Source organism: Bacillus sp. AFS015802 (genome assembly GCF_002561455.1).
Classification (GTDB): domain Bacteria; phylum Bacillota; class Bacilli; order Bacillales; family Bacillaceae_B; genus Rossellomorea.
This window is the reverse complement of sequence record NZ_NTUP01000070.1, coordinates 24,721-47,418: the sequence shown is the minus strand read 5'-3', so window position 1 is coordinate 47,418 and position 22,698 is coordinate 24,721. Positions and strand designations below refer to the sequence as shown.

Sequence of the window (22,698 nt, the reverse complement as noted above, 5' to 3'; positions counted from 1 at the left end):
TGATTTCATGTTACGACGGTTGTTTTCATTCATCACTCTCCAGGATCGGTACGAAATTATTCAATGAAATTTTCTGACAAAAGAGATATAGTTAATATTGAATACATATTTAAGGAGGATTACAAGTGAATCAACATTTCGAGAAAAACTTAGAAAGATATGCAGACCTGATTGTACAGGTCGGATTGAATCTGCAAAAGGGTCAGGAGCTGGTGATTTCAGCACCCGTCACGGCGTACGAGTTCGTTCGCCTGGTTACCGGGAAAGCATATGAAGCAGGTGCGCTGAATGTGTTAACGGATTTCTATGATGATGAGCTGAAAAAGATCCGCCTGGAGAGTTCTTCAGACGATGGTTTGAAAGCGTTTCCCGGATGGAAAGCAAAGGGATACATTGAAATGGCAGAAAATAATGTCGCATTATTAAATCTGGCTGCCCCCAATCCATCTCTTTTAAGAGATGCTGATCCAACTCGCGTCGCAATGTTGAACAGGACCTCGGCTGAAGCGATGAAGGACTTTTCAGCTTATATCGGTGGAGGCAAGATCAGCTGGTTGATCGCTGCCATTCCGACTATGGAATGGGCTCAAACGGTTTTCCCCGAGTTGTCTCAAGAAGATGCATTTAATAAACTATGGGAGAACATTTTTTATACAACACGGACGGATCAGGAAAATACCGTCGAATTATGGGAAACTCATATCAATGAACTGAATAAAAACGCAAAGCGCTTAAATGAAGGAAACTATAAAAAACTTCATTATAAGGGACCGGGAACGGATCTGACCATTGAATTCCATCCTAGGACCAAGTGGATCAGTGCAGAGTTCACCAATGATAAGGGGGTTCCATTCGTACCGAATCTCCCAACGGAAGAAGTGTTTTCCATACCGGTTAAACATGGCGTTAATGGTGTGGTGACAAGTACAAAGCCCCTTAATTATAGCGGCACTCTTATCAAGGATTTTTCGTTAACCTTCAAAGAGGGTAAAGTGGTGGAATTCACGGCTGAAGAAGGATATGAAACCTTGAAGAATCTGCTCGAGACGGATGAAGGCGCATCCTATTTAGGTGAGGTCGCACTGGTGCCCCATGATTCCCCTATTTCCAACACGAACATCATTTTCAATAACACCCTCTTTGATGAAAATGCATCCTGTCACATCGCACTGGGCAGAGCGCTGACTGTGTGTGTAAAAGACGGAAGGTCATTGACGGCTGAAGAGCTTGAGGAAATAGGTTTTAACGAAAGCATGGTCCATGTTGATTTCATGATCGGTTCATCTGAATTGGATATTGACGGTGAGAAAGAAGACGGTACGATTGAACCGATCTTCAAGTCCGGTGATTGGGTTTAATTTTTGATATTCTTGGCAAACTAACGCGGAAGGCTTAAATGACACATTTAAGCCTTTTTCTTATGGAAAGCGTCCATCCTTATGAAATATAGAAATATAGTACCATTAGTGGTAAAACTTACATATAATATGACAAATAAATTTCTTTTTTAACATATTCAATACTTCACGAATCCCTTACAATAGAGGTATACCTTTTTAAAGGAGCGATTTTCTTGTCAGTAAAGTCTAAACGATCATTTTTCTGGAGTGGCCTCTTCATCGTCGCCTTCTTCACTTTATATACGATATTTCGCACAACCAACGTGCAGTCCAGTGAAAAGCCTTTAACCACCGAGGAGAAATACCCCACCGTATTCGTGCACGGATATAAAGGTACATATAATTCTTTCAGAACGATGCTGGACCGTTTTGAGAATAGGCATGGCTGGGGTCAAAAAACGTTGGAAATCTCAGTGGCTTCATCAGGCAGTGTCACGTACAAAGGGGCACTACCTAAAAACCCGACCTCGCCTCCCCTTGTGCAAGTCATCTTTGAAGACAACCGTGCTTCCTTGGATAAACAAGCGATTTGGCTGGAAAATGCCATGAAGCTATTGCATCATCAATACGATGTCCCATCCGTCAATATCGTGGCACATTCCATGGGTGGCCTTGCGGCGACGAAATATCTCGAGAATACAAGTGAGTCCTCTTTTGTCCCGGAAACCCATAAATTCATTACGATCGCTACGCCTTTTCAGGGTGTCACGAAGGAATCGTATGATCAAATCAATACCGGTGCAGCGGTCATTGATTTAAAACCTGAATCACACGCATTAGAGGAATTGTACATTAATCGTCATCTCATCCCATCTGAAATGAAGGTCTTGTCGATTGCAGGGTCGGGTGATGATGTCGTAAACGTCCTAAGTGCCACAGGAAGCCAATCACTTTTCGAAAAAAATCCTTTTCAGACCAAAGTAGTGTATGATCCATCGATTTCTCATAGCGGGCTGCATGAGACGATTAAAGTGGACCGCCTCGTGGGCGATTTTCTGTGGAGTAAATGAACGAATAAGGCCTTCCCTCTTCCGATCGCTTCGTAAGGGGGATTTTTTTATGCGGTTGCAGAAACTTCCTTTACGTTCTATACTACACAAGACTAGACCAACAGGTTAGGATGAGTAGAATGACAAAAGAAAAAGTCGTGCAAGCAAACCCCAAATACATACAACAATTTCAGAAAGGGTTTCCTCTCTTAAATAAAGAAAATGTCTCTGCAGTGGGTAATATGCAGGAAGGTGACATTCTTAAGCTGGTTGACACCCAGGGTCGCTTTATCGCGAGAGGGTACTGCGGGATCCAGAATAAAGGACTCGGCTGGCTCCTGAGCTGGAAAGAACACGAAGAGATCGATCAGGAGTTCATCCATAAAAAAATACAAGCTGCCATCAATCAACGCCTTCACTTCTTCTATAGTGAAGATACTACTGCATTCAGGGTATTTAATGGAGAAGGAGATGGATTCGGCGGAATTACCATTGACTACTTTGATGGATATTATCTCATTCAATGGTACTCAAAAGGGGCCTATTCTTTTCATGAAGAAGTAATGGAATCCTTACGGGAATTGACAGATTATAAGGGAATATACCAGAAAAAACGGTTTGCCCAGGAAGGAAAATACGTCGATGATGATGATTTCGTAGAAGGTACCCGCCCTTCATTCCCTATCCTCGTAAAAGAAAATGGCGTGCAATTCGCCATTTATTTAAATGATGGTGCCATGGTGGGTGTATTTCTTGATCAACGCGAAGTCAGGAAACGCATTAGGGAAGCGTACTCAGAAGGCAAGCGGGTATTGAATACATTCTCCTACACCGGGGCCTTTTCTGTATTTGCAGCTCTCGGTGGCGCAGCCCACACCACAAGTGTAGACCTCGCTAACCGCAGCTTAAGCAAAACGATTGAACAGTTCAGCATAAACGGGATTGATTATGAAGCTCAAAACATCATTGTTGAAGATGTCTTTAAATACTTCAAATATGCCGTTAAGAAAGAACTTTCATTCGATTTAGTGATATTGGATCCACCAAGTTTTGCCCGGTCAAAAAAGCATACATTCAGTGCCGCCAAAGATTATAAAGACCTGTTGAAAGAAGCCATTGCCATCACCGAAAAAAATGGGACCATCGTGGCTTCCACAAATTGCAGTACCTTTAATATGAAGAAATTCAAAAGCTTTATCGAAACAGCCTTCAACGAAACCAATGGGAAATATAAAATACTCGAAGAATACACTCTTCCCGAAGATTTCAAAACCCTCAGTCAATACAAGCAGGGCGATTACTTAAAAGTCGCCTTTATCCGGAAATTATAATGGTTAGGGACGGACCTTATTCATGGTCCGTCCCTCCCATTCCAGACAAATGACAGAATACTCTGTCATTATTTCCTCGGAAACCGCAAGAAGCGACATAATTACCGAATGACTGGTGAAAAATATCGAAAAAGGAGGATTCATGATGAAAAAAGCTGTTTTTCTTGATCGTGATGGTGTTATTAATGAGGTAAAAACCAACAGAGTCAGGTTCGTCAACCGGCCAGATCAATTTTATTTCCTGAAGGGAGTTCCGGAAGCCACCAAAGCCTTATCCCAGTCCGGCTTCCTTCTTTTTGTCGTTACGAATCAAGGTGGCGTTGGTTTAGGCTATCTTTCCCATGATGAGCTCCACTCCATCCACGATTACATGGTGAAGGAAATTGAGAAAGCAGGCGGAATCATTCAGGAAGTATCCTGCTGCACTCATAAGCCCCATGCTGGATGTACATGCAGAAAGCCTGAGCCCGGGATGCTTCTCGGACTGGCGGAGAAATACGACATTGATCTCGGGTCTTCCTTTATGGTCGGTGATCGAGATGTAGATATAGAAGCAGGACACAAAGCTGGCTGCACGACTATCTTACTTAACGACAGCTCTTCTTCAACATATAACGCTGATTACATATTTCCTGATTTATTGACCGCATCAGAATTCATCATCAACAACAGTAATGCGTAAGGTGTAATGCGCTGCTCACTCCGAACATTTAGTTATTGCACATGATCAGTTCACCAATTAAACTAAATAAGTGATTCATTTTTCTCATATGAAGTCATGGAAATAACATAAATTCGTATTTGGCAGTTTCAATAAAGGAGTGTGATGAGATGAATCTGATTGGTAAAGGAATTACCCTTTTCCATAAGTGGATCATAGTGGTATGGTTCATTGCAGCTGGTTTTTTGGGATATTTCGCTACTGATTTACCTTCCATATTAGGTGGAGATGGTTTCAGGACGGATGGGCAATTCGAAATGGTGAATGAGGAATTGACCGCGACGTTCGATTTTCCGGAATCATCTATCCTTTTACTCATGGAAAAGCAGGATTCCCAATCTGCCAAAGAGTTCGATACAACCATTAAAGAAACCCTTGAAAAAGTGGAAAACCTGGACGTTACTTCTTCTATCCAGTCACCACTCGAAGATCAAAAATTAATGAGTGATGACGTGGCTTACGCGGTTTTATCTTTTGATCAATCCGATGTTTCAAGCGAGACAAAAAAAATAGAAAAACTTATTAAAGAGAATCCCGGGCAATCATTAACGGGGGCTCCCATTATTAGTTCCGATATTAACAAGGCCAGTCAGGATGATTTAAAACGTGCGGAACTGATCGGTTTACCTTTCGCCCTGCTTGTCCTCCTATTCGCATTCGGCTCGGTTATTGCTTCGGTCGTTCCCGTTGTCATTGGTCTTATAACGGTTGTAACGGCCTTTGGTATCCTCGCCTTGATCGGAGGCAGCATGGATCTCTCTGTTTTCTTATTGAATGTGGTCCCTATGATCGGTCTTGCATTGAGCATTGACTTTTCACTTCTTTTCATCAATCGCTATCGTGAAGAATTGTCTACAAGATCGATCCCGGAAGCGATCCAAACCACGATCAACACAGCAGGAAGATCGATCATTTTTTCTGCGGTCTGTGTATTTATCGGTTTAGGAGCAATGATGCTAATTGAAATCGATATCTTCCAGACCATCGCCATTGGAGGAATGGTTGTCGTCATGCTTGCAGTTGTGTCTGCCCTTTCCCTTCTCCCATCGGTTCTCTTGCTTCTAGGCAATTCCATAAATAAATGGATGTTGATTAAACAGAAGAAGAATGCCCGCGGGAAATGGAGGGTATTTGCCGGGTTTGTCATGAAAAGACCCGTGACTCTGGCACTCCTCGCACTGATTGTTTTAGTGATCGGTATCTTGCCTGTTCAGTCTATGAAACTTGCTATTCCTGATAAGGAAGCTTTACCTACTGCTTTCGAATCCCGTCAGGCCATGGACACCATTCAAAAGGAGTTCAAGACAGATGAAGGCAGTACGGTGTATGTGATTGCAGAACGGGAAGATAGCTGGACCACCAAAGAAGGGCTCGAAGATCTGAATGAAATCATTTCGGAAATACAGGTGGAATCCGCTGTTACATCGGTGGATTCCATCTTCGGAGCCACCAATATCGACTCTCCGGAGAAATTATCAGGTGCCCTTCAACAGCCGGAATCAAAGAAGAAGCTGGAACCTGCCTTGAATACATTCATTCAAGGAGACAAGGCACTGATTCCTGTGCACTTGTCCTTGGATTCATCCTCACCCGAAGCTAAGGAATTGATGAATGATTGGAGTCAAAAAGAATGGACCCGCCCCCTTCTCTTTGGAGGACAGGCAAAATTCAATCAGGAAATATTTGATGAAATCTATCAGAAAATAGGACTATGCCTGTTCATTATTTTAGGCTCAACCTATCTAATTTTGATGGTGGCCTTCCGCTCCGTCATCATTCCTTTGAAAGCCATATTGATGAATATCATCAGTCTGACATCGACGTTCGGAATTTTAGTCTGGATTTTTCAGGGTGGTCATTTCGGAATTCCCGAATCTGATATTGCCCTAGTGCTCCCTGTATTGGTATTCAGCCTTGTTTTCGGCCTTAGTATGGACTATGAGGTTTTCCTCATCTCAAGGATTCATGAAATATACCAAGAAACGGGAGACAATACACGTTCTACGATTGAAGGTCTTACTTCAACAAGTAAAATCATCACTTCTGCCGCACTTATCATGATTGTCATAACGGGTGCCTTCGCCTTTACAGGTGTGATGCCCGTTAAACAAATAGGGGTTGGGATAGCCATTGCCATTTTCATAGATGCAACCATCGTCCGGATGATACTGGTTCCCTCTTTAATGAAGCTCCTTGGCGACTGGAACTGGTGGATGCCTTTTACAAAGAAGGGAAAACAGGAGATGAAAGCAGAGAAGGCCTCTTAGCCAGAGGTTCTGAACTTTTTTATGGATCATGAAAATAAAACCAAATTATCTTTAAAAGCACCCTGATGCTGCAACAAATATCAGGGTGTTTATTTATGGGCGCTGTCCGTTTTATCGTTTTCAAAATAGGGAATTCTATGGTAAAGTACTATGGAACCAGCACGAACGGGAGGTATTCGATGAACCAGCAGGAGTTACTGCAAATTATACGGGGTCACTACCCCTTTGATGTACTGTCTGTGGAACAGCTGGATTATATTATTTCCGGTTCTGCATACACGACCTTCAAGAAGGGGGAATTTCTCTTTCATGAAGATGAAACGGTTGAAGAACTGGATATCTACTTTCTCGTTTCAGGCCTTGCGAAAAATGTCCTGCATCGTTCAAGTGGAAAGCAGTATTCGCTTCGATTCTATTACCCGGGTGACTTGATCGGGATCATGATCATGCTCACGAGCGGTCAGATGACCTTTTCAGTACAGGCGATTGAGGATTGTACGGTCTTCCGGATCCAGAAAGACCGGATCTTGGAAATCATGACCAAAAACAATGATTTTTCAAAAATCATTTTTGAAAGCATCGGCAATCGTATGAAGACCCTGTACGATGAAATAAAAGTAAAATCAGCCACTGAAACCGATGATGAAAACATCAGCCTGTTTCGGACAAAGGTACATACCCTTATGGATAGCCCTGCTTTCATCGATGGGGATGCAACCATTGTGGAAGCAGCTGCAAAGATGAAGGAAAAGGATACTTATGGATTAGTGGTGGTGGACCAGGAAAAAAAAATGCTCGGCATCCTGACACAACGGGAAATTCTGTCCTATATTACAAAACCAAGTATCTCTGAAAAGGTAAGGGACTGGATGAAGGAAAAGCCTTTCTGGATCAGGGATGAGTCTTTCGCTTATGAAGCGCTGTCCTACTTCAAGCATGAAGAAGTGGATTTCGTCCCCATTATCCGCAACGATGTTGTCGTGGGGATTCTCACCAGTACTTCTTTCCTCAATATACAGGATTCCAATTATCTTGATCTTTCTTATAAGATTCAAAAGGCCGTATCGAATGATGACTTGGTGGAACTTGCTACGGTGAAGAGCGCTACGTTTCAACAGTTCATTCAAGACCTTCTTGCACAAGACAGCTTTGGTTTCGATGTTTGCGAAGTGATTTCGAACTATAACGACCGCCTTCACCGGAAGATCATTCAATTAAGTGAAAGAGAGATGAGGCAGGAAGGGTTCGGATCAGCCCCCATCAATTATTGCTTCATTGTGATGGGCAGCCAGGGACGCAGTGAGCAGGGTTTCCATACAGACCAGGATAATGGGATCATCCTCGATGATTATAACCATTTATCCGACCTGAACAAAGTAGACCAATACTTTCAGGCCTTCACCGAAAAATTGAATTTAAAGCTTGCGGCATGCGGTTTCCCGGAGTGTACAGGGGGAATCATGGCAAAGGAGCAAAAATGGAAGCGGTCCTATACGGATTGGAAAAAGGCGATCGATGCGTGGCTTCATGAAATGGATGCCCAGGAAATCCAGAACATCACGATGTTTTATGACTTCCGTCCGATTTACGGGGACTATTCCATTGCAGAGGAGATAAGGGATTACCTGGCGGAAAAGTCGAAACGATCCCTTAATATGCAGCAACTCTTACGAAAAGATGCCCTTCGCTTCAAGCTTCCCGTCGGCCCATTGGGTCGGGTGAATCTGAAACCGAAAAATCATTTATTCAACATCAAGAAATCGGGGCTCTTGCAAATCGTCAATATGATCCGGATCCACTCGGTTAAGTATGGAATTAAAGAAGTGAATACCATCAAACGGGTACAGGCATTGAAAAAATTACAGGCCTTCCATCCAAGGGATGCAGAGAATGTGAAAACGGCCATGCACATCCTTCTTTCCTTGAGGACAAAACAGAATCTCCTTGAACTCAGTGAGGGTAAACCTCTAAGTAACGACATCGATGTCCGTACGCTCTCGAAAGAGGATCGTCAAAAATTAAAAGAATCCATCCAAATTGCCAATCGACTACAGCAGGTGATGGAAATCAGTTTTAACAGGAACCGGGTGGTTTAATGAATGATATAGGTATAAATGTTGGCTACCGGATACTTAAATATTATTTGTGGCAGCAATTTTTCTTTCGCTACCAAGTCAAACGTGAAAAGGAAAAGCTATCCTACCATAAACTATCCCGTGCCCTTAAACAGTTTGAAGAAGAAAAACCAACCCTTCAAAAGAAACATTTATTCCAATGTACCTTTACAATCTTCGACCTGGAGACCACCGGTTTTTTTCCGGAAGTCGGAGATGAAATCATTTCCATAGGAGCAGTGAAAGTCAAGGAAGGTAAAGTTCAAAAAGACGACACCTTCTATCAGGTAATCGACCCGCTTCAGACAGTCTCGAGGGAGACGAAACGGTTCACAGGTCTGAGGCGCAAAGACTTTTTAAATGGTGTGACGCTACCGATAGGATTGGAGCGTTTTCTGGAATACAGCAAAGGGACGATCCTGGTCGCTCACCCTGCAAGCTTTGATATTAATTTTCTTCAGAAAAGGATCTATAAGTGGGAGCTGCCTTCCTTCGACCCTGAATTTATCGATTCCTTTTCCCTGGCCAATGGATTACTTGAAAGGGATGACTGCTATTTGGACGTCCTTGTGGATAAATTTAATATCCAGGATCGAACCCGTCATCACGCTTTAAATGATGCGATAATGACGGCCGAGATCTTTGAGAAACTCTTAAAAATCTGTTATCAAAATGAAGTTCATACCATCCGTGGATTACACGAATTCCTGCTCCAGGAATCGGGATGATCCACGGGTGGAATGTAATAAAGCCGCATGAGGGGGCCCTCATGCGGCTTTTTGACTATATATTATCGGATTTGTCCGGTTCCATGCATCATATATTTGACTGTCGTTAGTGCCGGAAGCCCCATTGGCCCTCTTGCGTGCAATTTTTGAGTTGAGATCCCAATTTCGGCACCGAATCCTAATGCTCCGCCATCCGTGAAACGTGTGGAAGCATTATGATAAAGTGCGGCGGCATCCACGAGCATCATGAATTTTTTCGCTGTAGCATTATTTTCGGTCACAATGGCTTCTGAATGCTTGGTTCCATATTGTTCAATATGTTCAACCGCTTCATCCATCGTAGAGACAACTTTAACGGCTATATCAAGACTTAAATATTCGTTCGCCCAGTCCTCTTCACCTGCAAGCTTGGCATCTGCAATCGCCTCTACCACTTTTTCATCTCCATGAATGGAAACATGATGCTCTTTCAATTTTTCAACAAAGGCATCTTTATTCTCATTGAACCAATCCTCATGAAGGATGACGGTTTCAGCAGCGTTACATACAGCCGGTCGATCCGTTTTGGCATTAATGATGATGTTCAATGCCTTTTCTGGTTCAGCTTCCCTGTCGATATAAATGTGACAGTTCCCTACACCGGTCTCAAGGACAGGGACCGTTGCATTATTGACTACGGCATTGATCAAGGCACCGCCACCGCGTGGAATCAATACATCAATATGCTCTTTCATGGTAAATAATTCGCTTGTTGCCGCGCGGTCAGTCGTATTGATGAATTGTACGGCATCTTTTGGAATATCGGTTAGTTCCAATGCTTCATGCATGACATCCACAATAGCTTTGTTCGATGTGATGGCGTTCGAACCACCCTTCAGGATGATAGCATTACCGGATTTCAAAGCTAGCCCAGTAGCATCCACTGTCACATTTGGGCGTGCTTCATAGATCATTCCGATGACGCCAAGCGGTACGGTCACTTTTTGAACTTGAAGCTGATTTTCCAATGTCCAATCTGAAACCACTTTGCCAGTCGGATCCTCAAGGTCAGCTACTTGACGAAGACCGTTAGCAAAGTCTTCAATGCGTTCTTTTGAAAGTGATAAGCGATCCATAAACGCAGCTTCGAAACCTTTTTCCCTGCCTCTTTCAAGGTCTTTTTCGTTTTGAGTCAGAATGGATTCATAATTCGCATCTAAATGATCGGCAAGGATATGAAGTGCTTTATTTTTTTGTTCCGTAGTCAGCATGCTTAACGTTTTAGAAGCTTTCTTTGCCAGTATCGCTTGTTTTTTTACATCGGTTTTTTCTACAGTTAAAGTCATCAAATACCTCCTGATTATTTTGAAAAGCTTTCTTTCTCAGTAAACATTTTCGATTGATATAATGATTTATTTAACAGGGAGGGAAAAGAACCCCCTCCCACTTACACTCCTACAGGAATGGGTACTTCTACATGACATACAAGGTGGTCGATTTCTACTGCGATTTCATCGGCTTTGATGTCTGCAGGGTTTTTCAGTTGGCCTGATCGATAATTGACCATTCCAAGTCCAATTTCTTCATTGCGATTGTCCAGGATGCGAACAACTGCACCCTTATCAAATCTGCCTTTCACCGTGTAGATATCATCGATGGTTAAGCTTTCCTTCTGCTCTAAGATACGGTCTTTCGCACCGGCATCAATGGTGATTTCACCTTCCGGACCTGAATTGAATGCGATCCACTGCTTTTTGGAATCGAGATTGACGGAATCTTCCGTCGATTCAAAATAGGTTCCTTTAGCCGTACGCTGGACTGCGTCATAAATGATGTTTGCATGTCCCGATTTACCGAGGAATGCTGGGATCCCTGAAGCCATTGTAATTTTGAATGCATCGATTTTAGATCTCATGCCGCCGGTACCGACCGAGCTTCCCGGTTCTCCAGCCATGTCTTCAATATCTTTTGTGATTTCAGTGACACTCTCAAGTAGTTCAGCATCGGGATTTTTTCGTGGATCTGAATCGTACAGTCCATCGATGTCTGATAGGATGATGAGTTGATCGGCATCAACCAATGCTGCAACTTTAGCAGAGAGAGTATCATTATCTCCAAATTTCAAACGGTCGATTGTCACTGTATCATTTTCATTCACAATAGGAATGATTCCTCTTTCAAGCAGGACATTTATCGTGTTACGGGCATTGTTGTATCGGTCTTCATCTGAGAAGTCACTACGAGTGATCAAAATTTGAGAAGCCACGTATCCGTTTGAAATTAACAGATCAGAGTACGCTTCTATTAATAGCCCTTGACCAATTGCTGCTGCAGCCTGCTTCTCAGGCAGCGAACTCGGTCGTGTCAAGCAACCTAATTTACGGTATCCTGCAGCGACGGCTCCTGATGAAACAAGCAATACTTCATGGCCGTCATCCTTTAAGCGGACAACCTCATCCACAAGGCGCTCAAGCTTCCTGCGACTCATTTCTCCATGTAAGCTTGTCAATGAACTACTTCCGATCTTAATGACGATACGTTTCTTATCTTGGGACATTCAATCACTCCTAGTAATAAGGTCCATCCCTTGCCCCTCTTTCTATATGCAGGGACGGACCTGGATTTCTTGTTCGGTTGGTAACATTATTTATATGAGGTGGTTGATGTTGGTTGTTAGATTAGTTCGTAACCAATTGTTTGGACTGTAAGGTTGAGCTGATTTCTTTCGAACGCTTTTCTGCTCCCTTTACAGCTTCTGAGATGGCCTTACCACCGCCGAATTGTGCTAAAGCATCAAGTCCTGCAGCCGTAGTACCGTTTGGGGATGTAACATTTTCTCTGAGTTGTGTTGGTGACTCTTCTCGCTCCAGCATCATTTTGGCTGCGCCGAAAATGGTTTGAGCGCCGATCTTACGCGCCAATGAAGGATCAAGTCCTGCTTCAGCACCGGTCTTTTCAATATGTTCCATTAAATAATAGAAGTAAGCTGGACCGCTTCCGGCAATTCCGGTGAAAATATCCATCTGACTTTCTTCAATGACAAATACTTCTCCAATGCTTGATAATAATTCCTCTGCATCAGCCATGTCTTCTCTTGAAGTGAATCTTCCGGCACTGATTGCCGTTGCAGATTCCTTTAACATACTTGACGTATTCGGCATGACACGGATGACAGGCTGACCTGCAGGCAGCTGTTCTTCCATATGAGAAGTGGTGATTCCTGCCAGCACCGACATGATCACCGTATCGTTCCTTACTAAATGATTGATGGAATCTAATGCCTTATCGATATCCTTAGGCTTCATGGCCAGAATGAGGATATCGATCTCTCCGAAAGGAAGATCATCTTTTGTTAAAGCAGTGATATCATATTTAGCTTTCATTTCCTGAAGTCTGCCGTAATTGCTTCGATTGGAAACAATGATTTGTTCAGCTGGGATCTTTCCACTTTGTACAGTTCCTGAAATCATTGCTTCAGCCATATTTCCTGCACCTAAAAAAGCAATCGTCTTATTTTTCAACAATCATATCCACTCCCGTTCTTATTTTATATCAAGTTTTTCAAAAACACATTTTTTGTTTTTAATCGTTCATTTACTATAAAGTTTAAGTTTGATGTTTGATTGTAAATGTTATTTCATGTCGCCAAAACCCTTGATTGGCGTGTGTTTTGTTCACAACGTTTATTATCGTAACATGCTGATGAATGATATCAAGGGCAATAAAGGAAGTAGTAAGGAATTAGCCGAAATAGCTAGTGGAAGCGTTATCATACCCATTTATGTTGTTCAGATTCCTTCTGAAGGCTCTAAATTGGCTGAGAAAGCGTATAATCAGAATTTTTACTTTTGGCATTCTATTCGTAAACGACTCGATTTTTGTTTAGAAGCCTTTAAGACCAGTTCTGAGGTCGCTTCGACCAACTCCCTCCTTTAAAGCAAAAAAATCCCGTTAAGCCTTATAGCCTTAACGGGATTTTAAGATTTATTCAGTTCCAGCTTCGTCTGAGCTTTTCCCACTCAGGAAGTCTTTTAATGCTTGAATATTTTCTTCGAAGTCAATTTCGAGAACGGAACCGACTCCGCTATAACTTCCATTTGTATATGAGCCGTTAACTGGCAAGGTGAGCTTGTCCATGTCACTGCTGTTGCTCAGAAGAACATCTTTCGCGATGGAAATTTGATCAAGTTTACTCATATTCGTTTGGATATATGGCTGAATGGATCCTGCCATTTTCGGAAGCTTTGTTACACCACCAATGGATAGGACTTCATCTTTAAGAGCTGTAATCACCTTTTGCTGTCTTTCAACTCTTCCAAAATCACCATTTTCATCATGACGGAATCTTGCATAACCGAGTAATTCCTTCCCGTTCAGGTTCTGGACACCGGGCTCGAGGGAAACACCGATATTTTCTGACATGGCTTTCTCAACATCCATTTCGATCCCCTCTGGTGCAAGGATATCAACGGACTGTTCAAAACCTTTAAAATCCACAATCATATAGTACTGAATATCCAAATCAAAGTTCTGTTTAATCGTCTTTCTAAGCAATTCAGGTCCGCCTAAGTAAAATGCGGTATTCAGCTTATAATTTTGATACCCCGGGATTTCTACATATATATCTCTCATAAATGAAACAAGTTTGGTTTCATTCGTTTTGGGATCGATTTGTGCGAGCATCATCGTGTCGGTCCTTGATTTCTCCTCGCCCCTGCTATCGACTCCCAATAACAGTATGTTAACCTTCCCGTTTTCATCTTTTACACCGTTGAATTTATAATCTTCCTGCATCTGGTCATCACCAGCCATTTTATACCCGCTGTAAAACTGAAAAGCAGCATAACCGAGCAAACTAAAAATAAGGAGTAATAATACCAAAATCACTTTTCTTCCGCGTTTTTTCTTTTTGGTCTTTCGATCTAACCGTGACTCCATTTCTTCACCTACTTTTATGACATTCATGAATAACCGATGATAGTATGAAATAGTACTCTATACAATGGAGATTGACAATCGCAGAATACTGGATAAACTAACACTTTTCTCCATACCAGCCCGCCTGAAAATATATTTTACCACAAATAGCCGTAAAAGTATTGAGTTGTTGCTGTCAATTAAAATGAATAGATTGGTAGAATCCCTCAGTAAGGTTCTTTATAACGGTTTCTTCTTCTGGTTTATATGTAATGATGAATGAAGTTGCCGGCCCGCTGGATTTTTCTAAATCATGCAATGAATGAACTTCTCCCTTTCTCAATGGCCTTCCTGTTAGCAGAGAGAGCTCGTGACGAACACCTTTCGATCCCACCGGCAAAATGTCGATGATGGAAGGATGATGGATACACTTATTAAATAAATTCAATGGGGCGATGGATGATTCATGGCCCATTACTTCATCACCCACTAAAGGTGTCCCGATAAGAGCATATGAAAGATTGTCTCGAGATAGTTGCAGCGGCTTCTTTTTTCTGATTCCGATACACGTTAATCCGAGTGCAGACTGGTTGAGAATGATATTGGATTCAGAACTACCGGTTATCGAAATATCATCTATACCCAGTTCACACAATCCCGTTCGTACACCCTGGCAATACTTTTCCCACACGGTATCATCCGTGAAGTTTAATAATTGAACAGCTTTGAGACGGGCACCGACTGCTAAACACTCCATCACTGCCACTCGAAAGCTGTAATACCCTACAATCTCAGGATCAACCTTGACAACGTCAGCGGTTTTCCGTCCAATCCCACCGCTGCAGTCAGACGCAATAATCAGTTCATCTTCTTCAGAAATGGAGATCGACAAAACATCCCGGTGTTGGATCATCCCGTTTCCCCCTCTCGTAATCTGGAAGCAAGAGTTGGATACAGAAAGTGTGCAATCGTTAAATTTATGAAGCTTCCTATCAATAAAGAAGGAACAATGGCTTTGTAGAAAGAAGAACTCAGGATAAAAATGAATGGCACAGCTGCCAGAACACCGTTTCCAATAAAAAAGAGGATTGCTGCCAATACACGTTTCCCTTTTGAAAACACATATCCAAAAAGCCATGCAAAGAGAGCCATTTCAACTGTGATGAGAAGATGGAGCGGTCCGAGGGGAAATCCAGCATAAAGGCTTGAAAGTAAATGTCCACCTCCTGCAACAAGCGCCCCTTTCCTGCCATCGTATAAGGAAGCGACTAATAGTGCAGGCATACTGTCCAAGGCGACTGTCCCGATGACCGCCGGAATCTTCACCAATCCACCGATTGCAGAAAAAGCAAGAAATAAGGATAATAATAAAAGCGTCTTCAGGTTACTTTTCATTCTTCTTCTGCACTTTACCGGTTGAGAATACGTTAGCACTCCGGATGTATTCGACATCTTTTACATTACTGCGATGATTGATTACACGTGCCAATGCAAAAAAATAGTCCGATAAGCGATTGATGTATTGTAAGGTGACAACAGGGAATTCCTCATCGGTCTTTGAAAGGGATACCATACACCTTTCTGCCCTTCTGGCAACAGTCCTTGCAACATGTATACTTGCAGAGGCTTTCACACCACCCGGCAGGATGAATTTTTCAAGAGGAGGAGCTTCTTTGGTCAACCGATCAATCTTTTCTTCCAAAGAATGCACGGAATCAATCTGAAGCTTACTCTTTCTTTTCGTTGAGACATTGGACAAATCTCCACCGCAATCAAACAGTTCATGCTGGATGTTCATAAGCTCCTTTACTAAATCCTCAAAACCCTCATGCTCCATCTCAGAAATTGCCTGCCCCACGAAACTATTTACCTCATCCAATGTCCCGTATGCTTCAACACGAATATCATCCTTGTCGACCCTGCCACCAATTAAGCTTGTCCGTCCCTTGTCTCCGGTTCTTGTATAAAGTTGCATAAAATCCCCTCTCCTTTACCCTTTTAATGATGTTGCCAAGCCGTACCAGACCAGCCATACTCTTTGAGAAATTTCTGCAAGGTCCTGATAAACCCACCCTGTCATATCTCTCCACTCCCTGGATGCTTGATCCACCGGAACAATTCCTTTTCCTATTTCCGAACCAATCCAGATTACTTTTCGTTCGGGATTTTCTTCTTCCCACTCTTTTAATGACTGCATCCTGCGTTTAAACGCCGACCTAACGTCAGCATCTCGGTGCAAAAGGGCTGCGCGAATCGCATATTCAAGTCCCTCCAATACAACGTTTGGCAATGACGTGTGGATTTCTTCCACACCTTCATTAAACAACGGAACCCACTCTGTGTCGCTATTCTGTAAACGAAAATGATTTCTTACCCATCTTGCCTTCCCGTTAAAGGCACCGCCCGTAATGAAGTACACACTTGATCCCTCCAATCCTCTTCTGTTTCCCAAATCAATTCGTACCCGGTTCCGTGGCTGACTTTCCACTCCCAAAAGGTTCTAGGATCATTTCCTGGAGACAAAGAAGTCAATAGATGGCGAATGACTCCTCCGTGGGTGATGACCGCATAACGCTTCCCATTAAGCTCATCGATTTGTGCTTTGATCTGCTCCCAGGCAACATCCACCCGTTTTCTAAATGCGTTCATCCCTTCTCCACCTGGAGGAGATATGGTTGGATTGGTTAACCAATCCTGATAAACTCCATCACCCTTCAAGGTCTCGAAGGTCAAACCCTCCCACTTTCCAAAGTGTAATTCTCTCAAAAGTGGAGACGATTTAATCGGGACACCAGGAAACAAAAAATGGGAGGATTCCACACATCGGTTAAGATCGCTTGAAAAACACCCCTCGTACTGCCTAAAGAATGGCCTTCGTCTTTGAAGGATATCGATTCCACCCTTCGATAAACTTGGGTTCGTCCAGCCGATATACTTCCCCCTCTCGTTTTCCTCCGTTAGACCATGTCGAATAAAACCAATAACCATATAGTCATCCATAATACCCACTCCACCCCTTCCACACTGGCTCCTACCGTATCCCCGGTCATGCCTCCAAACCATTTGATGGTATTTAAATGAACGACCAAGAAAAATCCAAATGTGACTATAGTGAAAATGACATAGAGAGATAACCCATTCAGATAAATGCTTGACACTACTCCTACGAGCAATACATAACCAAGCAGCCAAATAAGCTCATGTACGGTTAGGTGCTTACTGAAACCAAACCCCATACCTGATTCCTGCGCAGGTGTAATCAGAATAAGACTTGCTCCCATGAGCACACGACTGAAAAAGGGAATCCACAAAAGCATGATGCTGATCATGGCAAAATCAGTGTAGTGTATGGTTTCATAAATAAACACAAAACGGGAAGAAAGCATAACCAAAAGAGATAAAACGGCAAATGCACCAATCCGGGGATCTTTCATAATGTCTAGCCGTTTAGTTTTATCCCTGTAAGAAAAATAGGCGTCACTTGCATCCATATAACCGTCCAAATGAAGTCCGCCGGTCAGGAGGAAGGGCATTACCCAAATATAAAATGATAACGCCAATGGACTCAAAGGCGTAAAAGAATCCAGCAGCACATATCCACCCCAAAGGAGCATGCCTATAAACAAACCCAGTATTGGAAATGAGCGGACCATCCACTTGATTTCATCTTTTTCCACTGAGAATTGTTTGCGTACAGGAAGAGTGGTGAAAAACTGTACATTCATGAGAAAACCCTTTAATCCCATCATGTCAGTGTCATTCCCTTCTTTACCACAGGAATACCTGATGTCATGTCAATCGCTATGGAGGACTTTTCGATCAGTCTTCTATGTAACGCCCCCAGAGTCCGCTGAAATTGGAGTATTTCTCCTGATTTCAATGAAATGTCGTACAATAGTTGTTGCTTACCACAAGTAATACTTGTGCTTTCTCCATTAAGAGAATGATAGATTGAAAGATTTCATCCTCTATTCCCGCGGAGCTTCCCGTTTCCATCCCGAACATCTCATTTGTCAGGAGAGTCGTCAGACAATCTAACAGGACGATGGAGTTAGATGATATAGAGTCTATGATGCCCTTGATAGCCCCCGGGCGTTCAATCGTCACCCAATCTAAGGAAGAAGCCTGCCGATCCAGTCGGTGTTTGGTAATCCTTTCTTCCATTTCATGATCGGTATCCACTCCGCATGCCAGATAAATCAAGGGCTCATTCGTCGTTTTCAGGTCTGCCGCCAGTCTTTCAGCATAGGAGCTTTTACCGCTCCTAACCCCTCCTGTTATGAACACTAATCTTCCCATGAAACCCCTCAGCCTCTTTTCTAAAGGAGGCTTATAACCCTCCCTCTTTTTTCTCCATGTAGAGTTGTATGGCTTTTTTCGTCACTTCATAAACACCACGACCAATCAACTTCCCTATTGGAGTGACCGGTCCTGCAAAGGGCTCGAGTTTGCCCTTTTGACTGGAGGCAATCAGAATGCTGTCTGTAGGCGTTCCCGTTGCGAGACTTCCATTTCGCCTGTCCCTTACTTCCATGTCATGCAGCGCCTTTACCTTTGCTTCGGTGGATGTCACGATTGCTTCAATATATGCTTCATCGGATAAATTTCCATTGATGAATACCCAGGTGTTTATCGTACCCGGTTTTGAATGTATATCATATTGATAGCTTGTTGATACATCCATGGCATTCCCGACACCGGCGGTCACCATGATGAAAACCGATCTCCCATCACTTTCAAATCGTTCACATATCATATTTGTCAAATCAAGGGCCGTCATCATCCCGACAGATAATGAAGGGTCGAGTTCTTTATGAACGAGATACTCCCTCATATCTTCCTGATAATCCCGGCTATCATAATCAATAGGTACCCTGCGATTGATAAAGTCCGAGTACCAGCCGATTCCTGCCCCTATAATGCCTGAAGACATACATTTTAATGGGAATGGTGAATTGAAGTGGATGCATTCTTCGCTCGAGTTGATGTACCTTTCATCTAAAATAAGGTTCTCGGTCCGTCTTTCTTCAGGTACAATCACCATCTGGGGTTTGGCCACCAACGGATGAGCCTGCTTCTGAACCTTTGTATGATACACTTCTTCTATATGTTTCTCTTTCAAGACCTCTTCAGGGTGGTGAAGAAGCTTTGTTTTCCCTTTATCTAACAGAAGCAGACGGTCACAGTAAAGGCTCGCTAAATTCAGATCATGGAAAATGGCTACCACCGTTAATGTTTCGTTGATCGTTTGAGATTTAATTAGATCCAATAAGGACTTCTGATAGGAAAGGTCCAGATGATTGGTAGGTTCATCCAGAAGTAAAATTTTTGGTTCCTGCGCAAGGGCCTGTGCCAGGAACACCCTTTGACGCTCCCCGCCTGACAATTCATGCAGATAGCGGTTCTCCAGTGGGGCTATTCCCGTTTGCTCCATCACTTTCCCTACCACTTCCATATCCCTTTCAGTCGCACCCTTAAAGAAACCTTTTTGATGAGCATATCGTCCAAGCATCACCGTTTCCCTCACTTCATAAGAGAAGCTTTCGGTGGAAATCTGAGGCAATACTGCGATATGTGTTGCCAATTCCCTCGAAGAAAATTGATGAAGCGGTCTTCCCTTTAATGAAATGGCTCCATCCATTAAAGGGAGAAGGCCAGTCATCGCTTTAAACAACGTTGTCTTACCGCTTCCATTCGGCCCGAGTATCCCAAAGAATTCTCCTTCTTCTATATGAAAATTCATGTCTTCAATGATGGTATGATCGTCATACCCTACTGACACACCGTTTACATCGATCATGATGAAAGCCCCCTTTTCTTTAAGAGAATATAAGCAAACATCGGTGCACCGATCAGGGCTGTGATCACTCCTATCGGAAGCTCAGTCGGAGCGATGATCGTTCTTGAGAGCAAATCTGCAAGAACGAGGAATCCACCTCCTACAATGATCGATAAAGGAAGTAAATGCTTATGATCGTGCCCTGCGATTCGGCGTAAAAAATGAGGGATGACCAGTCCGACAAATCCAATCGTACCAGACACGGCAACGGCTGCCCCCGTCAGGATACTTCCGGCAATCAGTATGACGAGCTTTCTCTTATGTACCGAGATACCAATATGACGGGCTTGCTCTTCGCCGAAGCTCATTCCATTCAATTCCTTGCTGTTTAGAAGGAGCAACACTACCCCCACAAGGAAAAAAGGCAGGATAATGGCGACGTAATCCCATCCTCTCATGGATACGCTTCCAAGGAGCCAGCCGATGATCTGTCTTAATTCCTCACCTGTGAGGGCGATCATCAAAGAAATCAACGAGCCTAAAAATGAGCTGAAGATGATTCCCGTCAATATAATGGTTTCTACCTTCATGGTCCTTTCCACCTTTTGTGCGAACCACAATACGAGGAGTACGGTGATAATCGAACAAATAATACTGAAAAAGGGAAGCGTAAACTTCCCAATAAACGGAATGCTCACATGAAAAAACAATGTGATGACTGCCCCGACCGATGCTCCAGAGGACACTCCCAATGTATATGGATCAGCCAACGGATTGCGCAATAACCCTTGAAAAGAAGCTCCGGCAATGGCCAGGGAGCTCCCGACCAACAGGGCTAACACTACTCTTGGCAATCTGATGGTATAAACGATGTTCGTATACATGGGATCGATGGTTTCGGGTAATTGAAAACCGAACCATTTAGACCCGACAATATATATAATATCCAATAATGGAATCGAAATCGTTCCAATTGATATACCTGCAAGTAGGGCAGTTACTAAAAATAGTCCCGCCAATCCGTACATGATCCCTATTTTACTCTGCAAATACCTCCGGATAGATCGACTTTGCAATTTCCTCTACTCCTTCAACCAATCTTGGGCCTGTGCGTGTGACTAAATCTGAATGGACATCGTATACTTCCCCATTTTTTACAGCACTCACATCTTTCCAGCCTTCTCTTCCCATTACCTGTTCTTTAGGGTTTTCACTGTAATATCCATACGTTGTGATAATCACGTCCGGGTTTGCTGAAATGACGGCTTCCTGATTTACCTGCACCCAGCCTTCTTGGTCACTCATGACGTTTTCAGCATTGACCATTGACAGCATCTGATCGATGAATGTATTTTTTCCAGTTGAATAAATATCAGGTGATGGTGAGACCTCAACATAGACGCGTTTCTTTTCTGATACTTCTCCTGCTTTTTCCTGAATGGATTTCAAATCCGATTTCATGTCAGAAACGATGCTCGCTGCCTGATCCTTTTTACCGACAAGAGTGCCTATATCATTAATCGTGCCGTATACCTCTTCAAAGCTTTTAGCATCGTGGACGATGAAGACGTTGAGCCCTGCATCCCTCAGCTGATTCAAGCCTTCTTCTGCAGATTTAGCGGTCGATTCATGGGCAAGGACAAGGTCAGGATTCAAACCGACAATTTTCTCGACGTTAAACTCCATACCACCGATCTTTTCTTTGTCCGCCGCTTCTTCAGGATAGTTATCAAAATCAGAGACACCGACGATTTCCTTGTTTAACCCAAGCTCAAATAGGATTTCAGTATTGCTTGGAATTAATGAAACAATATGCTTTGGCTTTTCTTCCAAGGTCACTTTATGATCCAGTGCATCCTTCAAAGACAACGGAAACCCGGATTGATCCCCGCTTACCTCTGCATGTTCTTTTTTCTGGTCATCATTACTCGTTCCGCATGCTGACAAAAACCCGACAGCAAGTAATAATGCAAGTATTGCCTTCAATGTGTGCTTCATTTCCTTCTTCCCCCTGTGTTTTTAACATTTTGTCAGACAAAAAAACATCTCCAGTGGACTAGAGATGTTGTGTAAGATGCATATAAATAGGCTTTCATACCGTAAACCATGCACATTACACCCTTCTATCCGCGTAGATTTGGTGCGTGAAAAATCAGGCAGGTCTCCTGGCTCATGATCATTGTTTGCTGACACCTTCCCATGCATTCGTGCACAGTGGTATGTATTCAGCTCACTACCATTTACAGTGGCGGGACCGCGTTGGAATTACACCAACTTCCCTATTAAGAAGCTAAGAAGAATCGTGACTTCCGCTTCACCTGATCTCATGACATATGTAATTATTCCGTTCAAAAGAATTATACACAAATTCCGATGGATAGGAAATGAATTTTGAAGAAATTGTTGAATTTTGAAGAAAATACTCACGTGGGGAATAGATTGCCCTCATTCCAGCAAGTTAAATCGATTGTCG

At 43.0% G+C, this 22,698-nt stretch carries 21 protein-coding genes and 1 riboswitch; of the genes, 7 read left to right on the top strand and 14 right to left on the bottom strand.

Going from position 1 to position 22,698, the window contains the following annotated elements:
• Positions 1–125: 125 nt before the first annotated feature.
• From CN378_RS21165 to CN378_RS21135, 7 genes are all read left to right on the top strand, one after another.
• Positions 126–1,358, top strand: coding sequence for an aminopeptidase (locus tag CN378_RS21165; RefSeq protein WP_098354483.1), 1,233 nt, complete (start codon positions 126–128; stop codon positions 1,356–1,358).
• Between the two features lie 215 nt (positions 1,359–1,573).
• Positions 1,574–2,410 (top strand): alpha/beta hydrolase, encoded by an 837-nt coding sequence (locus CN378_RS21160; RefSeq protein WP_179885017.1) that lies wholly within the window; start codon positions 1,574–1,576, stop codon positions 2,408–2,410.
• A gap of 119 nt (positions 2,411–2,529) precedes the next feature.
• A complete protein-coding gene (locus tag CN378_RS21155) occupies positions 2,530–3,720 on the top strand; it encodes a class I SAM-dependent rRNA methyltransferase (protein ID WP_098354481.1) in 1,191 nt (396 codons plus the stop codon).
• Positions 3,721–3,865: 145 nt separating this feature from the next.
• Positions 3,866–4,402, top strand: coding sequence for a D-glycero-alpha-D-manno-heptose-1,7-bisphosphate 7-phosphatase (locus CN378_RS21150; protein ID WP_098354480.1), 537 nt, complete (start codon positions 3,866–3,868; stop codon positions 4,400–4,402).
• Between the two features lie 149 nt (positions 4,403–4,551).
• Entirely contained in the window at positions 4,552–6,708 is a 2,157-nt protein-coding gene (locus tag CN378_RS21145) for an MMPL family transporter (RefSeq protein ID WP_098354479.1), read from the top strand.
• A gap of 179 nt (positions 6,709–6,887) precedes the next feature.
• On the top strand, positions 6,888–8,804 hold the full coding sequence (locus tag CN378_RS21140; RefSeq protein ID WP_098354478.1) for a DUF294 nucleotidyltransferase-like domain-containing protein: 1,917 nt from the start codon (positions 6,888–6,890) through the stop codon (positions 8,802–8,804).
• Complete coding sequence (locus tag CN378_RS21135; RefSeq protein ID WP_098354477.1) at positions 8,804–9,550, top strand: 3'-5' exonuclease; 747 nt, start codon at positions 8,804–8,806, stop codon at positions 9,548–9,550. The genes CN378_RS21140 and CN378_RS21135 overlap by 1 nt, the downstream gene beginning before the upstream one ends.
• 62 nt (positions 9,551–9,612) lie before the next feature.
• Here the strand turns inward: CN378_RS21135 and CN378_RS21130 are convergent, their stop codons facing one another.
• The 14 genes from CN378_RS21130 to CN378_RS21065 all read right to left on the bottom strand — a co-directional run bounded on the left by CN378_RS21130 (position 9,613) and on the right by CN378_RS21065 (position 22,223).
• Positions 9,613–10,875 carry a glutamate-5-semialdehyde dehydrogenase gene (locus tag CN378_RS21130; protein WP_098354476.1) on the bottom strand — a complete coding sequence of 421 codons (1,263 nt, stop codon included), beginning with the start codon at positions 10,873–10,875 and terminating at the stop codon, positions 9,613–9,615.
• Positions 10,876–10,976: 101 nt separating this feature from the next.
• Positions 10,977–12,086: a glutamate 5-kinase gene (gene proB, locus CN378_RS21125; RefSeq protein ID WP_098354475.1), complete on the bottom strand. Its 1,110-nt coding sequence runs from the start codon at positions 12,084–12,086 to the stop codon at positions 10,977–10,979.
• A 121-nt stretch (positions 12,087–12,207) separates the two neighbouring features.
• Entirely contained in the window at positions 12,208–13,050 is an 843-nt protein-coding gene (gene proC, locus CN378_RS21120; RefSeq protein WP_483295109.1) for a pyrroline-5-carboxylate reductase, read from the bottom strand.
• Positions 13,051–13,513: 463 nt separating this feature from the next.
• Positions 13,514–14,467, bottom strand: coding sequence for an LCP family protein (locus tag CN378_RS21115; RefSeq protein WP_098354577.1), 954 nt, complete (start codon positions 14,465–14,467; stop codon positions 13,514–13,516).
• A gap of 175 nt (positions 14,468–14,642) precedes the next feature.
• Positions 14,643–15,359: an ATP-binding protein gene (locus tag CN378_RS21110; RefSeq protein WP_098354473.1), complete on the bottom strand. Its 717-nt coding sequence runs from the start codon at positions 15,357–15,359 to the stop codon at positions 14,643–14,645.
• Positions 15,356–15,841, bottom strand: coding sequence for an ECF transporter S component (locus CN378_RS21105; protein ID WP_098354472.1), 486 nt, complete (start codon positions 15,839–15,841; stop codon positions 15,356–15,358). The genes CN378_RS21110 and CN378_RS21105 overlap by 4 nt, the downstream gene beginning before the upstream one ends.
• Positions 15,831–16,421, bottom strand: a complete 591-nt coding sequence (locus tag CN378_RS21100) for a cob(I)yrinic acid a,c-diamide adenosyltransferase (RefSeq protein WP_098354471.1) — start codon at positions 16,419–16,421, stop codon at positions 15,831–15,833. The genes CN378_RS21105 and CN378_RS21100 overlap by 11 nt, the downstream gene beginning before the upstream one ends.
• Before the next feature lie 15 nt (positions 16,422–16,436).
• Positions 16,437–16,865 (bottom strand): bifunctional adenosylcobinamide kinase/adenosylcobinamide-phosphate guanylyltransferase, encoded by a 429-nt coding sequence (locus CN378_RS21095; protein WP_179885016.1) that lies wholly within the window; start codon positions 16,863–16,865, stop codon positions 16,437–16,439.
• Positions 16,817–17,434, bottom strand: coding sequence for a histidine phosphatase family protein (locus tag CN378_RS21090; RefSeq protein ID WP_257141235.1), 618 nt, complete (start codon positions 17,432–17,434; stop codon positions 16,817–16,819). The genes CN378_RS21095 and CN378_RS21090 overlap by 49 nt, the downstream gene beginning before the upstream one ends.
• Positions 17,404–18,171: an adenosylcobinamide-GDP ribazoletransferase gene (locus CN378_RS21085; RefSeq protein ID WP_179885014.1), complete on the bottom strand. Its 768-nt coding sequence runs from the start codon at positions 18,169–18,171 to the stop codon at positions 17,404–17,406. Before CN378_RS21085 ends, CN378_RS21090 begins: the two co-directional genes overlap by 31 nt.
• Positions 18,172–18,322: 151 nt before the next feature.
• The gene (locus CN378_RS21080) at positions 18,323–18,745 is read right to left on the bottom strand and encodes a bifunctional adenosylcobinamide kinase/adenosylcobinamide-phosphate guanylyltransferase (protein ID WP_098354467.1); all 423 of its coding nucleotides are present in this window, start codon (positions 18,743–18,745) and stop codon (positions 18,323–18,325) included.
• Positions 18,746–18,776: 31 nt separating this feature from the next.
• A complete protein-coding gene (locus CN378_RS21075; RefSeq protein ID WP_098354466.1) occupies positions 18,777–20,246 on the bottom strand; it encodes an adenosylcobinamide amidohydrolase in 1,470 nt (489 codons plus the stop codon).
• Entirely contained in the window at positions 20,243–21,301 is a 1,059-nt protein-coding gene (locus CN378_RS21070; RefSeq protein WP_098354465.1) for a FecCD family ABC transporter permease, read from the bottom strand. Before CN378_RS21070 ends, CN378_RS21075 begins: the two co-directional genes overlap by 4 nt.
• Positions 21,264–22,223, bottom strand: coding sequence for an ABC transporter substrate-binding protein (locus CN378_RS21065; RefSeq protein ID WP_098354464.1), 960 nt, complete (start codon positions 22,221–22,223; stop codon positions 21,264–21,266). Before CN378_RS21065 ends, CN378_RS21070 begins: the two co-directional genes overlap by 38 nt.
• Before the next feature lie 140 nt (positions 22,224–22,363).
• A riboswitch (cobalamin riboswitch) is annotated at positions 22,364–22,562 on the bottom strand.
• Between the last annotated feature and the right edge of the window lie 136 nt (positions 22,563–22,698).